Consider the following 14,673-nt stretch of genomic DNA (forward strand, 5'->3'; position numbering starts at 1 on the left):
CGCCGCCACCGCGGTCACGGGGCGAGTTCCAGACGCCCGTCGACGCGCACGACGTCGCCGCGTTCGACGAGCTCGTCGAGGTACTCCTGCATGCCCCGTTCACCCTTGCCGCGGAAGAACACCATGAGGGCCGGCAGGAGGTTCGGGAACACCGTCGCCGCCCGAACCAGCCGCGCCTCCCGGGGTTTGGGGTAGGCCTCCAGGCGCGGCCGGTGCAGCAGGCTGAACACGGCGTCGACGACGTCGGCCGTCGTCTGCGGCGGGGTCTGGAACTGCAGCGTGTTCCCGCCGTCGATGGCCTCCTGCCGCAGCATGCGGGTGTCGGTGGCCGAGGGCAGCACCGAGGAGACCGCGATGTCGGGGGCGAGGTCGAGCGCGATCGACATCATGGCCCCGCGCAGCCCGAACTTCGACGCGCAGTACACCGGGGTCTCCGCCTGCGGCATGAGGGCCGCCAGCGAGACCGTCGTGATGATGCGCGGGTCGGACGAGCGGCGCAGGAGCGGGATGACGGCCCGTGTCACGTAGAGCGGGGACGTGAGGTTCACGGTGAGTTCCTGGTCGATCGACGCCATCGACCGGGAGGCGAACCTCTCCGAGCTGGTCATGGCGGCGTTGTTGACCAGGACGTCGACGACGGCGTACGTGCTGCCGATGTCGTCGGCCACCTCGCTCACCTGGGCGGGATCGGTCAGGTCCGCGACGAACGCCCGGTGCCGGGCCCCGTTCCGCGCCGGCAGGGTGGCGGCGACGGCGCGGGCGCGGGGGGCGTCCCGGTCCACCACGGCGATGCTGGCCCCGGCCCGGGCGAGCCGGTCCGCCAGGGCGCTCCCGATGCCCCCGGCGCCTCCGGTGATGACGACGACCTTGCCGGCCGGGTCGAAACCCCGGCCCCGGGTCAGGTCCCGCACGGCGCGGGCGAACTGCCCGATCACGACGCGGTCCCGGTGAGGACGCGGTCGGTGGGGCGGGTCCTGTCGAGCGCCCGGCGGGTGCCCGTCTGCAGGCGCCAGCCGAACTTCCGGCCCACCTTGGCGCGGTAGGCGGCGAGGGCGTCGGCGTCGACGTAGCCCTGGTGGCGCGGGGAGGCGTCGAAGCGGATCCCGCCGGACAGGTCGGGCCGGTCGGTGCGCAGGAACCGCTGGAACTCGGCGTAGCGCTGCGGGTCCGTCCGCTTGTCCTGCAGGTGGCTGGCGATCATCTGCGCGAACGCGTCGAAGTGCTTGTAGGCGCCGGAGTTCGTCTCGGTGAACCCGATCCCGTACAGCCCCTCGTGCTCGCGGGAGAACGCGGTGAGGTAGAGGTCGGGGTGCTGCTCGTCGCCGAAGTAGCGCTGGGCGTAGGGAACCCGGTGGCGGTACCCGGTGGCGGCGATGATGGTGTCGACCTCGGCGCTGCGCCCGTCGGTGAAGGTGACGGTGCGGCCCTGCACGGCGCGGATCCCCGGCCGCGGTTCCACGTCGCCGTGCTGGAGGGCGAGGAACAGGTTGCTGTTCAGGACCGGGTGGGTCTCGAAGAGCTTGTGGTCGGGGTCCTGCAGGCCCCAGCGGCTCGGCTTGCCGTGCAGCAGCGTCAGGGCCCGGCCGAAGAGGAACTGCTGGACGCGCATCGGCAGGTGCGGGCCGCCGGCGGCGAACACGTCCGAGGGGCGGCCGAGCACGTGCTTGGGGATGAACCAGTACCCGCGGCGCATGCTGATGACGACGCGGTCGGCCGTGCGGGCGGCGTCGACGGCGATGTCGCAGGCGCTGTTCCCACCGCCGATGACGAGAACCCGCTGGCCGCGCAGGTCGTCGGCGTTGCGGTAGGTGTTGCTGTGCACGAACGTCCCCGTGAACTCCCCGGGCAGTTCGGGCATGGACGGGAACCACTGGGCCCCCGTGCAGCACACGACGGCGGAGTACCGCCGCCGTCGGCCGTCGGCCGTCGTGACGAGCCAGCGCCCGGTGGGTTCCTTGGCCACGTCCGCGACCGTGACGCCGGTCTCGATCCGGTCGGTCAGGTCGTAGGCGTCGGCGAAGCCGCGCAGGAACGACAGCACCTGCCGGTGGTTGGGGTAGTCGGGGAACTCGTCGGGCATGGGGTAGCCCTCGAACCCCGACGTGGTCTTGCTCGAGATGAAGTGGGCTGCCTCGTACATGGGGGAGCCTGGGGCGTCGATGTCCCAGATGCCGCCCACGCCGTGGCGTTCGACGTGGTCGTAGGGGATGTCCCGGGCGCGCAGGGCGCGGGCCGCGGCCAGGCCGGCGGGGCCGGCGCCGATGACGAGGACGGCGTCCCGGCGGTCCTCGACCGGGGGTTCGGGGGACTGCCCGGCGGCTGCGCTGCGGGGGCTGAGGGGCGTGACGTTTCCGGACACGGTGACCTCCAGGTGGTGGAGCGGGACTGTTCCCGACTGGGCTTCACCATGGGGCGTCGCCCGCATCTGGTCAAGCGTCTTGGTCAGTTGACCAGGAAACGTCCACCGAACGCCCACGGTGTGCGACGATCGCGCCATGGCCCCGCCCCGACCCCGACGCAACCCCGGAGAGAAGCGTGAGGAGCTCATCGCCGCCGCCGCGCGCGTCATGAGCCGCGAGGGCGTGACCGCCACGACGACGCGCCGCATCGCCGAGGAGGCCGGCGTCCCCCTCGGCACCGTCCACTACTGGTTCTCCACCAAGGACGAGCTCGTCCGCGAGGTCGCCGCGGGCCACCTCGAGCAGGTCCAGGCCGCCGGCCGCGACGTCGAGGTCGAGGGCGGGGAGGCGGCCGACGAGGCCCTCGCCCGTCTGCGTGCCGCGCTCGCGGCGGAGGAGTCCCTCGACACCGGGCGCCGGTTGTCCCTCTACGAGCTCACGACCTGGTCGCTGCGCACCGAGGGGCAGGCCGACACGGCGCGGGACCAGTACCGCGCCATGCGGGCCGCCGCGCGGTCGCTCTGCGAGCCGTGGCTGCGGGCCCACGGGCCGCAGGGGGTGGACGCGGTCGCCGGCGAGGAGAGGTTGGACGCACTGTCGGCCCTCGTCGTGGCCTTCTTCGACGGGCTCGCCCTCAGCGAGCTCGCCGACCCGGACGGGACACCCGGGGACGCCGTCCTGGAGCTGTTCAGCGACATGGTCGGAGCCTGGGTCGCGGCGCGACCGGGTGGGTGATCGCCGACCGGAGCAGCGTCCGGGAGCGGCGGTCCACCGGAGGCGGCGTCGCGTCACCGCGGGTCCACGCCCTGCAGGCCGCGCCCGGCCTTGACCCGCCGTTCGAACTCGTGTTCGACTGCTGGTGTGAGGTGGTCAGGTCAACAGCTCGACGGGACAGGGGCGTCCGGGCGGCCCGCGCTGCCGGGCATGGCCTCGGTGCGCGGGTTCTTGCGCACCGTCACCAGTCCGGAGTTCGCGGGGGTGCGGTTCCACGAGGTCACCGCGAAGACCGTCCTGAACCGCGTCCCGGCGGACTCCGCGATGCCGTTCCGGTGGACCGTGAACCCGTACCGCGGCTGCACGCACGCGTGCGTCTACTGCTACGCCCGCAACACCCACACCTACCTCGACCTGGACACCGGCGAGGGCTTCGACCGCGACGTCGTCGTCAAGGTCAACGCGGGAGAGGCGTTGCGGCGCGACCTGTCCCGGCCGTCCTGGCGCGGTGAGCACGTCGCCCTGGGCACGAACACCGACCCCTACCAGCGCGCCGAGGGCCGGTACCGCCTCATGCCGGGGATCATCGGCGCCCTCGTCGAGAGCCGGACGGAGTTCAGCGTCCTGACGAAGGGGACGCTGCTGCGGCGCGACCTGCCGCTGCTCGTCGAGGCGGCCTCGCGCGTGCGCCTGGGGTTGGGCGTCTCCCTCGCGGTGTACGACGACGAGCTCCAGCAGGCGCTCGAACCCGGCACGCCCAGCGCGGCCGCCCGGCTCGCGCTCGTCCGGGCCGTGCGGGACGCCGACCTGCCGTGCGGGGTCATGCTCGCGCCCGTCCTGCCCTGGCTCACCGACTCCGTGCCCGCGCTCGACGACGCGCTCGCGTGGCTGGCCGAGGCCGGAGCGACCGGTGTCACGGTGCTCCCGCTGCACCTGCGTCCGGGGGCCAAGGAGTGGTTCGCGCAGTGGCTGCGCCGGCACCGGCCCGACCTCGTCGCCCGGTACACCGAGCTCTACGGCCGCGGCGCCTACGTCCCGGCCGCCTACCGGGAGTTCCTCGCCGACCGGGTGGCGCCGTTGCTGCGCCGGCACGGGTTCGCGCCTGCGGGCAGCGGCACCGTCGTGCGCGGTCAGGAGGGGGAGTTCCCCCTCGGGTCGCTGCCCGCTCCCGCCCCGCCGTCCCCTCTCGTGGAGCAACCGGCGCTCTTCGACGCTTGACTTCCGCGAGGCACTGTGCCGCAGGGAGTTCCGGGTCCCCGAATCACCCGTCTGGCCCGCCCCGGGACGTTCAGGCCGCCGCGGTGGAGGCCGATGCAGTAGGGGACAACAACCGGGCGGCGGATCGACCGCGGTCCGCGCCCGCACAACCGGAAGGAAAGACGTGACCAACGTCGACGCCACCCTCAAGGCCTGCCTCGAGATCGACGGCGCCACCGCCGCCGCGCTGGTCGACTACGAGTCGGGCATGTCGCTCGGCCAGGCCGGTGGCGGCGCCATCGACCTCGACGTCGCCGCCGCCGGCAACACCGACGTCGTCCGCGCCAAGCTCCGCACGATGCAGCGCCTCGGCCTCAACGAGCAGATCGAGGACATCCTCATCACGCTCGGCACCCAGATCCACCTGATCCGCCTCATCCAGTCGCAGTCCGGCCAGGGTCTGTTCCTCTACCTGGTCCTCAAGAAGGACTCCTCGAACCTCGCCATGGCGCGTCGCCAGCTGACGATCCTCGAGCGCGACCTGGCCATCTGAGCCGGACCACCCAGCACGACCCCGCTCCATCCAGCACGACCTGAACAGCACCGCCGGCGGTCGGCCGGACGCACCCGCGCGTCCGCCCGACCGCCGTCGTGCGCGGGCCCGCCGGTCCACCCCACCCCCAGGAGTCCCGTGAGCACCCCAGTCCGCAAAGTCGTCGTCACCGGACCCTTCGGCGCGGGCAAGACGACCTTCGCCACGACCGTCACCCAGGGCCTGGGCGGCGGGACGCTGACGACCACCGAGACGGGGGTCAGCGACGAGACCGCCGCGTTGAAGTCGTCGACGACCGTCGCGCTGGACCACACGAGCTTCGTCGTGCCGCCCGGCCCCGGCAGCGCCTGGACGCCCACCCGCGTCAACCTGTTCGGCACCCCCGGCCAGGAGCGCTTCGCCTTCATGTGGGAACTGCTGGCGCAGAACATGCACGGCTACCTCGTGCTCGTCGACGCCAGCCGCGCGGTGAGCATCGCGCAGGCGGCGGACATCGTCACCGCCTTCGCACGGATCGCGCCGCACAGCCCGCGCCTGGTCGCGGTCAGCCGCTGGGCCGACCCCGCCGGCACCTGCACCCAGCTCGCCCACCTGCTGGGCACCACGCCCTCGGCCCTGGTCCCGTGCGACCCCCGCGACCTCGCCCAGAGCACCGCCGTCCTGCGCCTCCTGCTCGACGGAGTCCACGCGCTCGAGAACCTGGGCGCCCCCGTCGTCCCCGTGGGAGCAGACGCATGATCGTGAAACAGCACGCCCTGCGCGTGAGCGGCGCGCTCAAGCGCGACATCGACGGCCTGCGACGGGTGCTCATCGCCCGCACCGACGGCCTCGCCTTCCACGACGACGGTCCCGACTCCGACCACGAGTCGGCGGCGGCGATCGTCGCCACGGTGCTCGGCATCGCCCAGCGCGCCGCGGCGTCCAACGCGCTCGGCGCCTTCGTGCAGACCACCGTCAAGGGCACCGACGGCTGCCTCGTCGTGTACGGCATCAACGCCGGCCACGTCCTCGCCGTCGTCACCGACCCCTCGGTCAACCTCGTGCTCCTCGACCGGCTCGCGCTGCGGCTCGTCGCCGACCTCGCGGGCGCCGAGACCGGCACACCCGCCCGCATCGGCTGACCCGCGGCCGACCTCCCCGCCGGAGCCCGGGGGAGTCCGGTCCGGGAGTCCGTAGGATCGTCCGTGCGCACCACCGCGCACTGACGATCGAGAGGACAACCCCGTGCTCCGCACCCACGAGGCCGGCAGCCTGCGCGCCGGTCACGCCGGACAGACCGTGTCGCTCACCGGATGGGTGGCACGTCGTCGGGACCACGGGGGAGTGGCCTTCCTCGACCTGCGCGACGCCTCGGGCGTCGTGCAGGTCGTCGCCCGCGACGAGATCCTCGACGCCGGCGGCGCGCACGACCTGCGCAACGAGTACTGCGTCCGCATCACCGGCGACGTCCGGCTGCGTCCGGACGGCAACGAGAACGCGGCGATCCCGACCGGCGCCGTCGAGGTCGACACCACGGCCCTGGAGGTCCTGTCCGAGGCCGCGCCGCTGCCGTTCCAGGTCGACGACCACCTCACCGTCGGCGAGGAGGCGCGCCTGAAGTACCGCTTCCTCGACCTGCGCCGCACCGGTCCCGCCCAGGCCATCCGGCTGCGCTCGGCCGCCAACCGCGCTGCCCGCGAGGTCCTGGAGCAGCACGCCTTCACCGAGGTCGAGACCCCGACCCTGACGCGTTCGACCCCCGAGGGCGCCCGCGACTTCCTGGTCCCCGCGCGCCTGGCGCCCGGTTCCTGGTACGCGTTGCCGCAGAGCCCGCAGCTGTTCAAGCAGCTGCTCATGGTCGGCGGTGTCGAGCGCTACTACCAGCTCGCCCGCTGCTACCGCGACGAGGACTTCCGCGCCGACCGCCAGCCGGAGTTCACCCAGCTCGACATCGAGATGAGCTTCGTCGAGCAGGACGACGTCATCGCCCTCGGCGAGCAGATCGTCGCCGCGCTCTGGAAGCTCGTCGGGTACGACGTCCCGCTGCCGCTGCCGCGGATGACGTACGAGGAGGCCATGCGCCGCTACGGGTCCGACAAGCCCGACCTGCGGTTCGGCGTCGAACTCGTCGAGTGCACCGAGTTCTTCGCCGACACGAGCTTCCGCGTGTTCCAGTCGCCCTACGTCGGGGCCGTCGTCATGCCGGGCGGGGCCTCCCAGCCGCGCAAGGTCCTCGACGCGTGGCAGGAGTGGGCCAAGCAGCGCGGTGCGCGGGGCCTGGCCTACATCCTCGTCGGCGAGGACGGCGAACTGTCCGGTCCCGTCGCGAAGAACCTGTCCGACACCGAGAAGGCCGGCATCGCCGCCCACGTCGGGGCGAACCCCGGCGACTGCATCTTCTTCGCCGCCGGCGCCGTGAACCCCTCCCGCGCCCTGCTGGGCGCGGCGCGCGGCGAGATCGCCCGCCGGACCGGTGCCATCGACGAGGACGCCTGGTCGTTCCTCTGGGTCGTCGACGCGCCCATGTTCAAGTCCGCGGCCGAAGACGACGACGTGTCGATCGGCGCCGGTGCCTGGAACGCCGTGCACCACGCGTTCACCGCACCCAAGCCCGAGGTCGTCGACACGTTCGACACCGACCCCGGCTCGGCCCTGTCCAACGCCTACGACATCGTCTGCAACGGCAACGAGATCGGCGGGGGTTCCATCCGCATCCACCGCCGGGACGTGCAGGAGCGCGTCTTCGCGGTCATGGGGATCTCGCCCGAGGACGCCCGCGAGAAGTTCGGGTTCCTGCTCGACGCGTTCTCCTTCGGCGCCCCGCCGCACGGCGGGATCGCGTTCGGCTGGGACCGCGTCGTGGCGCTGCTCGCCGGGGCCGACTCCATCCGCGAGGTCATCGCGTTCCCCAAGTCCGGCGGCGGCTACGACCCGCTGACGGCGGCCCCGGCACCCATCACCGCGCAGCAGCGCAAGGAGGCCGGCGTCGACGCCAAGCCCGAGGCGCCGAAGGCCGCCGCGGCCGGGGAGAACGCGCAGGGGTGATCCGCTTCGCGGCCCTGTGCGCCGTCGCCTTCGCGGCCCTCGCGGTGGCCGTGGCGACGGGAGCGGTCCCGGGCGACGCGTCCGTGTCCGCCGCCGCCGTGGAGTCCGCGCAGGCGAGCTCGACGACGACCCGGGTCGCCCAGGCGGTGGAGGCGCTCACCCAGCCCGTGTGGGTGTACCTCGCCGGGCTCGCGGGCGTCGTCCTCGCCCACCGCGCCGGGCGGCGGCGGCAGGCGCTCGCGGCCCTCGTCGCCGGGGCGACGGCCGCGGTGGCCTCACCCGTGCTCAAGGCCGCCCTCGACCGCGGGCGCCCCGCCCTGGAGGCGGGGCTGACCACGGCCGGCGGCGGGTCGTTCCCCTCCGGGCACGCCCTGGCGTCGGCGACGGTCGTCCTCGCGGCCGTCCTGCTGCTGGCCCCGCCCGAGCGGCGGGGCGTCGTCGCGGTGCTCGGCGCGACCGAGCTGATCGTGGTCTCGGTCGACCGCATCTGGCTCGGGGCGCACTGGCCGACGGACGTCCTGGGCTCGTGGCTGCTCGCCGGGGCCCTCGTCGGGGCGGCCGCGGCCTGGGCCCGTCGGTCACAGGAGCAGGGTCACGGTGGTCGTCCGCCGTGGGGAGCCGGTCTCCCACACGGCCGGTAGCGCCGCGGGGGAGACGGCGGCTGGGACGACGGCCTGCCGGGCCCCCGTGGGCACCGTCGGCGCCTCGCTGGTCGGGCTCGGAGCTGCGGAGGCCGGGGTCGCTCCGACGGTGCCCGCGGCGCCCAGGCCCGCGATCAGGCCCGCGGCGAGCAGGCGCCCGTGCCGTCGGTGCGAGCTGAGGGGGCGGGGACGTCGTGTCGTCATGAGCCGACTCTGACGCGACCGGCTGTCCGGTCCCGGTGGGCTCCCTGTGCGGCGGGCAGGAGCACGCGAACGGCCCCCGACGACGTGCGTCGGGGGCCGTTCGCGTGGTCCGCGCGTCAGGTGGCGGACGTGACGGAGGCCTGCGCCTGGCCACCGGTGAGGTCGTACACCGTCGTGCCGTCGACGGTCGTGGCCGTGAAGGTCTCCTCGACCCAGGCGGCGATCTGCGCGGCCGTGTCGCTGCCCCCGGTGCGCGTGGAGGCCATCGACCGGCTGACCACGTAGTAGTGGATGTCGCCCGCCGCGACGTAGGCCTGGAACTGCTCCAGCGTCGGCGAGGGGTCCGTCCCGTTGAAGCCACCGACGGCCATGACCGGTTCCTGCGTCGCGAGCTGGTAGCCGGCGGCGTTGTTGGAGCCGGTCGTGGCCGCGACCCAGCGGAACTGCCCGGCGTCGGCCTCCAGGAGCGAGGTCAGCGCGGCCCCGGGCGTCGTCGCGCCCAGCAGACCGCCGCCGCCACCACCACGACCTCCCGCGAAACCGCCCGTGGAACCGCCGGTGCGGCCGGCCCGGGAACCGGTGCCGAAGGGGTTCTGCGGCCCTGGCGCGAAGCCCGTCCCCGGTGCCGTCCCACCCCCGGGCGTGCGGCCCTGCGTGAACATCGAGGAGAACTGCCCCCCGCCGGGACCACCGCGTCCACCGCCCATGGCGAAGGCCCCCGAGGAACTCGGGCCGGCCGAGACGATGGCCCCGGTGTGCGGGGTCGCGGCGGTCTGCACCGAGTAGGACACCGGGCCGGCGAGCACGGCGACGGCCGCGGCGACCGCTCCGGCCCCGCTCAACCGCCGCGCGGTGCCCGGCCCGCGCACGAACGCCGCCGCGGCCAGCGCGGCCGTCCCCACGACGCCGGCGACGAGGACCACCCAGCGCAGCCACGGCAGGAACTCGGCGCTGCGGCCGAGCAGGATGAACGCCCACCCGGCGGTGGCCGCGACGACCACCGCGAGCACGGGCAGCGCCCACCGCGAGGACCGGCGTCGCCACAGGTCCGTGGTGCCGAGCGCCACGATGGCGGCGACGGCCGGGGCCAGGGCGACCGTGTAGTAGGGGTGGATGATCCCGGACATGAAGCTGAAGGCGACGAACGTGACCACGAGCCACCCGCTCCACGCCAGGTAGGCGGCGCGGCGGGTGTCGGCGCGGGCCGACCGGCGGGTGAGGACGAACCCGACCGCGGCGAGCGCGAACGCCGCCGGCAGCAACCAGGAGATGTTCCCGCCGAACTCGCTGTCGAACATGCGGGCGATGCCCGTCTCGCCCCAGCCGTTCCCGGCACCCACGCTGCCGGTCTCGTCCCCTGTGAGCCGGCCGAACCCGTTGTAGCCGAACGTCAGGGACAGGAAGGAGTCGTCCTGGGAACCCCCGACGTAGGGTCGCCACGAGGAGGGCACGAGCTCGACGACGGCGACCCACCACCCGGCCGACAGCAGCAGCGCCGCCGCGGCCCGGAGCAGGTGCAGGACCCGGCGGCCCAGCGGGTGCGGGGCGGCCCACAGGTAGGCCAGCCCGAGCCCGGGCAGGACGAGGAACACCTGCAGCTGCTTGGCGAGGAAACCCAGCCCGACGAACACCCCGGCCCAGACGAGGAACCGCGCCCGGCCGGTGTCGACGGCCTTCAGGACGCCCCAGGTCGCCGCCACCATGAGCAGGACCAGCAGGGCGTCGGGGTTGTTGAACCGGAACATCAGGGTCGCGACGGGAGTGGTGGCGAGCAGGAACCCCGCGATCAGGCCCGTCGCGGGGGACGTCCGCCGCCGGACGGTCGCGTACAGCAGGCCGACGGCCGCGACGCCTTCGAGCGCCTGCGGCACGAGGACCGACCAGGACGACAACCCGAACAGCCGGACCGACAACCCGGTGATCCACAGCGCCGCCGGGGGTTTGTCGACGGTGATGGCGTTCGAGGCGTCGGAGGAACCGAAGAACCACGCTTCCCAGGACCGTGAACCGGCCTGCGCGGCCGCCGCGTAGAACGGGTTCGCCCACCCGGAGGCGGAGAGTCCGACGAGGTACAGGACGGCGGTCGCGGCGAGCAGGCCGAGCAGGGTGGGTCGCACCCACCGGGGGTCCTGCTCCCGTCCGCGCCAGGTGGTGCGGGCCAGGCGCCGGACGCGGTCCGGGGTCGCGCCACCCGCGCTGCGGGCCCAGCCGAGGGCGTCGGAGGTCGTGCTCACGCCTGGGTCTCCCCGGCGGTCGTGCCGGTGTCCCCGGGACGGTGGTGCCGGCGGGTGCGGAACACCCAGGACCGCAGCAGCAGGAAGCGCACGACGGTGGCCACGAGGTTCGCCGCCGTCAGCACGCCGAGTTCGAGGGCCTGGTGGGCGTCGGGCCGGGCGGCGTGCAGGGCCAGCAGGCTGCCGGAGGTGATGCCCCAGCCGAGCAGGAACACCAGCAGACCCTGCGCCTGGTGACGGGCCGCCCCGTGCGACCCGCGGACGCCGAACGTCAGGCGGCGGTTCAGCGCCGTGTTCCCCACGGCGGTCACGAGGAGGGCCAGGAAGTTCGCGACCTGGGCCCCGACGACGGTCTGGAACGCGAGGTACAGCAGCGCGTACGCCAGCGTGCTGGCCACCCCGACGCCGACGAACCGGGTGAGCTGGCCGGCGAGGGAGGTGGGCACTCCGGCCACCTGGGCCGGCTGCGGGCCGCGGCCCAGGCTCGCCCGGATCTCCTTCAGCGGCAAGCGTCCGGAACCGATCGCGGCCGCCAGCCGGCGGATGCCGCGCAGGTCGGCGAGCGCGGTCGCGACGATGTCGACGGTGCTGTCGGGGTCGTCGACCCAGTCGACGGGGATCTCCTGGATCCGCAGGCCCGCGCGTTCGGCCAGGACGAGGACCTCCGTGTCGAAGAACCAGCCGGTGTCCTCCACCAGGGGCAGGAGCTGGGCGGCGACGTCGGCGCGGATGGCCTTGAACCCGCACTGGGCGTCGGTGAAGCGGACGCGCAACGTGCCGTGCAGCAGGAGGTTGTAGCAGCGCGAGACGACCTCGCGCTTGGCGCCGCGCACGACGTGCGCACCGCGCGCCAGCCGCGAGCCGATGGCCAGGTCGGAGTGCCCGGACAGCAACCCCGCGACGAGGGGCAGCAGGGCGGCGAGGTCGGTCGACAGGTCGACGTCCATGTAGGCCAGGACCTGGGCGTCCGAGGCCGACCACACCTGCTTCAGGGCCCGGCCGCGACCCTTCTCCTCCAGCCGCACGTGCCGGACGTCCGGCAGTTCGGCGGCCAGGGCGGCGGCGACCTGCGGGGTGGCGTCGGTGCTGGCGTTGTCGGCGACGGTGATGCGGGTGCGGAACGGGAAACCCGCCACGTGCGCGTGCAACCGGCGCACGCAGGGTTCGAGGTCGACCTGCTCGTTGTGGACCGGGACCACGACGTCCAGGACGGGGGCGGTGGTGGAGGACGTCCAGGCGTCGGCGGCCGGGCGCGGGGCCGGCGGCCGCACCGGGCTGACACCCGTGGAGCCGGAGGTGGTCGCTGTCATGGCTCCACCGTCGACGGCCGACCTCGACCGGGGGTGAGGTGACGCTGTGGTGGCACTGTGAGACCGGGACTCAGCCGGTGGGCAGGGTGACGCGGAAGGCCGTGCGCCCCGGGCGGCTGTCGACGGTCACCGTCCCGTGGTGCGAGGCCACGACGGCCTGGACGATGGCCAGACCCAGGCCGGTGCTGCCCGCGGCACGCGAGCGGGAGGAGTCGCCGCGCGCGAACCGCTCGAAGACGTCGGGCAGCAGGTCGGCCGGGATGCCCGGCCCGTCGTCGACGACGTCGACGTGGGTGCGTCCGCCCTCGGGCACGATCCCGACCGTCACCGTCGTGCCGGGCGGGGTGTGGGTGCGGGCGTTGGCGAGCAGGTTCGTCAGGACCTGGTGCAGCCGGCCGGGGTCGCCGACGACCTCGACGGCCTCCTCGGGCAGGTCCAGGCGCCAGGTGTGGTCGCGGCCGGCGACCTGGGCGTCGCTCACGGCGTCCAGGACGGTCATCGTCAGGTCGACGGGCTCGCGGTCCAGGGGCCGGCCGGAGTCGAGGCGGGCCAGGAGCAGGAGGTCCTCGACGAGGCCGGTCATGCGCACGGCCTCGGACTCCACGCGGTTCAGCGCGTGCCGGACGTCGGCGGGCACCTCGTCGCCGCTGCGACGGGTGAGCTCGGCGTACCCGCGGATCGCGGCCAGCGGGGTGCGCAGCTCGTGCGAGGCGTCCGCCACGAACTGGCGGACCCGCTGCTCGGAGGCGTGCCGCGCCTCCAGCGCCGACCCGACGTTGTCGAGCATGCGGTTCAGGGCGGCCCCCACCTTGCCGACCTCGGTGGCCTCGTCCGTGTCCGGCACGCGCAGCGACAGGTCGACCTCGCCGCGGTCCAGCTCGAGCTCGGAGACGCGGGCGGCGGTCGTCGCGACCCGTTGCAGCGGGACGAGGTCACGACGGACGAGGAACGACCCGACCACCGCGGCGAGGGCGACGCCACCCAGGACGGCCGCGGCCTCGACGCCGACGACCGTGAGCAGCGTGCGGTTGACGTCGGCGAGGGGGACGCCGGAGACCTGCACCTCGCCGGACCCGGTCACGCGCGCCGACAGGAGGTACTGACCCAGACCCGGCAGGTCCCGACGGTGCGTGCCACCGGGGAACACCGTCGAGAGCTCCGCCGTCTGCGCGGTCGTGAGGGTGACGATGCAGGGCGACCCGAGGTCGGAGCGGCTCGCGTCGAGCACGCCCGACCGGGCCTGGAGCTGCCCGTCGAGGAAGACGGCGTTCAGTGAACCGTCCACCTGCCCCGGACCACCGAAGTCCGAGCCGCCGCCGCAGGCGTTCGCCTCCGAACCGGGAGGCGGTCGGTAGCCGTCCCCGTCCCGGTCGCCACCGGTGAAACGTGCGCTGAGCCGACCCGTCTGCTCCAGTCGGGCCTCGGCCTGGTTCATGAGCGACAGGTAGAGCGCCACCGTGGTCACGATCCCGATGACGAGAGCGACGGCGACGAGGAGGGCGCTGGTGGTCAGGACCAGCCGGCTGCGCAGCGATCGGCCACGCAGGCGGGAGGAGGGGACCACCGGTCGTTCAGCTCCCTGGGGGTTCAGCTGGCCGCGGCGACGACGCCGTCGGCCGGCTTGAGGACGTAGCCCGCCCCGCGGACGGTGTGGATCATGGGGTTGCGGCCGGCGTCGATCTTGCGGCGCAAGTAGGAGATGTAGAGCTCGACGATGTTCGCCTGGCCGCCGAAGTCGTAGTTCCACACGCGGTCCAGGATCTGGGCCTTGGACAGCACGCGGCGCGGGTTGCGCATGAGGTAGCGCAGCAGCTCGAACTCCGTCGCGGTGAGGCGGACCTCCTCGCCGGCCCGCGTGACCTCGTGGCTGTCCTCGTCGAGAACCAGGTCGCCGACGGACAGGACGGGTTCCTGCTTGGCGGCCGCGAGGCCGGAGCGGCGCAGCAGGCTGCGCAGCCGGGCCACGACCTCCTCGAGGCTGAAGGGCTTGGTGACGTAGTCGTCGCCGCCGGCGGTCAGCCCGTTCACGCGGTCCTCGACGGCGTCCTTGGCCGTGAGGAAGAGGACGGGGACGTCGGTGGCGTCGGCGCGCAGGCGGCGCAGGACCTCGAGGCCGTCGATGTCCGGCAGCATGATGTCGAGGATCACGGCGTCGGGGCGGAACGTCCGGGCGGCGCGGACCGCGTCCAGGCCGTTGGCGGCCGTCTGCACCTCCCAGCCCTCGTAGCGCAGGGTCATGCTCAGCAGCTCGGACAGCGTCGACTCGTCGTCGACGACGAGCACGCGCAGGGCCGTGCCGTCGGGGCGGGTGAGGTCCGAGCGCCGGTTGGTGGTCGCGGTCATGCCTCCATCGTCGGACCTGACCCTGCCAGATGTCCTGGGAAACCCTGAGTTCAA

At 73.8% G+C, this 14,673-nt stretch carries 13 protein-coding genes; 7 read left to right on the forward strand and 6 right to left on the reverse strand.

The window, feature by feature from the left end; translation table 11 throughout:
• Positions 1 to 14: 14 nt before the first annotated feature.
• A complete protein-coding gene (locus ACFEMC_RS08875) occupies positions 15 to 935 on the reverse strand; it encodes an SDR family NAD(P)-dependent oxidoreductase (RefSeq protein ID WP_380175539.1) in 921 nt (306 codons plus the stop codon).
• Entirely contained in the window at positions 932 to 2,359 is a 1,428-nt protein-coding gene (locus ACFEMC_RS08880; protein ID WP_380175541.1) for a flavin-containing monooxygenase, read from the reverse strand. Before ACFEMC_RS08880 ends, ACFEMC_RS08875 begins: the two co-directional genes overlap by 4 nt.
• Positions 2,360 to 2,495: 136 nt before the next feature.
• Between ACFEMC_RS08880 and ACFEMC_RS08885 the strand changes: the two genes are divergently transcribed.
• From ACFEMC_RS08885 to ACFEMC_RS08915, 7 genes are all read left to right on the forward strand, one after another.
• Positions 2,496 to 3,134, forward strand: coding sequence for a TetR/AcrR family transcriptional regulator (locus ACFEMC_RS08885; protein ID WP_380175543.1), 639 nt, complete (start codon positions 2,496 to 2,498; stop codon positions 3,132 to 3,134).
• 126 nt (positions 3,135 to 3,260) lie between these two features.
• Positions 3,261 to 4,331 (forward strand): Rv2578c family radical SAM protein, encoded by a 1,071-nt coding sequence (locus ACFEMC_RS08890; protein ID WP_380175545.1) that lies wholly within the window; start codon positions 3,261 to 3,263, stop codon positions 4,329 to 4,331.
• Positions 4,332 to 4,494: 163 nt separating this feature from the next.
• Complete coding sequence (locus ACFEMC_RS08895) at positions 4,495 to 4,863, forward strand: hypothetical protein (protein WP_367639795.1); 369 nt, start codon at positions 4,495 to 4,497, stop codon at positions 4,861 to 4,863.
• A gap of 138 nt (positions 4,864 to 5,001) precedes the next feature.
• The gene (locus ACFEMC_RS08900) at positions 5,002 to 5,601 is read left to right on the forward strand and encodes an ATP/GTP-binding protein (RefSeq protein ID WP_380175548.1); all 600 of its coding nucleotides are present in this window, start codon (positions 5,002 to 5,004) and stop codon (positions 5,599 to 5,601) included.
• Complete coding sequence (locus ACFEMC_RS08905) at positions 5,598 to 5,984, forward strand: roadblock/LC7 domain-containing protein (RefSeq protein WP_380175550.1); 387 nt, start codon at positions 5,598 to 5,600, stop codon at positions 5,982 to 5,984. Before ACFEMC_RS08900 ends, ACFEMC_RS08905 begins: the two co-directional genes overlap by 4 nt.
• Before the next feature lie 103 nt (positions 5,985 to 6,087).
• Complete coding sequence (gene aspS, locus ACFEMC_RS08910; RefSeq protein WP_380175552.1) at positions 6,088 to 7,887, forward strand: aspartate--tRNA ligase; 1,800 nt, start codon at positions 6,088 to 6,090, stop codon at positions 7,885 to 7,887.
• A complete protein-coding gene (locus ACFEMC_RS08915; RefSeq protein ID WP_380175554.1) occupies positions 7,884 to 8,528 on the forward strand; it encodes a phosphatase PAP2 family protein in 645 nt (214 codons plus the stop codon). The genes aspS and ACFEMC_RS08915 overlap by 4 nt, the downstream gene beginning before the upstream one ends.
• A 320-nt stretch (positions 8,529 to 8,848) precedes the next feature.
• Here ACFEMC_RS08915 and ACFEMC_RS08920 read toward each other — a convergent pair whose 3' ends face one another.
• From ACFEMC_RS08920 to ACFEMC_RS08935, 4 genes are all read right to left on the reverse strand, one after another.
• Positions 8,849 to 10,966: an ArnT family glycosyltransferase gene (locus tag ACFEMC_RS08920; protein WP_380175556.1), complete on the reverse strand. Its 2,118-nt coding sequence runs from the start codon at positions 10,964 to 10,966 to the stop codon at positions 8,849 to 8,851.
• Positions 10,963 to 12,276: a glycosyltransferase gene (locus ACFEMC_RS08925; protein WP_380175558.1), complete on the reverse strand. Its 1,314-nt coding sequence runs from the start codon at positions 12,274 to 12,276 to the stop codon at positions 10,963 to 10,965. Before ACFEMC_RS08925 ends, ACFEMC_RS08920 begins: the two co-directional genes overlap by 4 nt.
• A gap of 70 nt (positions 12,277 to 12,346) precedes the next feature.
• The gene (locus tag ACFEMC_RS08930; protein ID WP_380175560.1) at positions 12,347 to 13,840 is read right to left on the reverse strand and encodes a sensor histidine kinase; all 1,494 of its coding nucleotides are present in this window, start codon (positions 13,838 to 13,840) and stop codon (positions 12,347 to 12,349) included.
• 23 nt (positions 13,841 to 13,863) lie between these two features.
• Positions 13,864 to 14,619 (reverse strand): response regulator transcription factor, encoded by a 756-nt coding sequence (locus tag ACFEMC_RS08935; protein WP_380175562.1) that lies wholly within the window; start codon positions 14,617 to 14,619, stop codon positions 13,864 to 13,866.
• Positions 14,620 to 14,673: the final 54 nt, after the last annotated feature.

It is taken from the genome of Kineococcus sp. DHX-1, from assembly GCF_042473625.1.
Taxonomy (GTDB): Bacteria; Actinomycetota; Actinomycetes; order Actinomycetales; family Kineococcaceae; genus Kineococcus.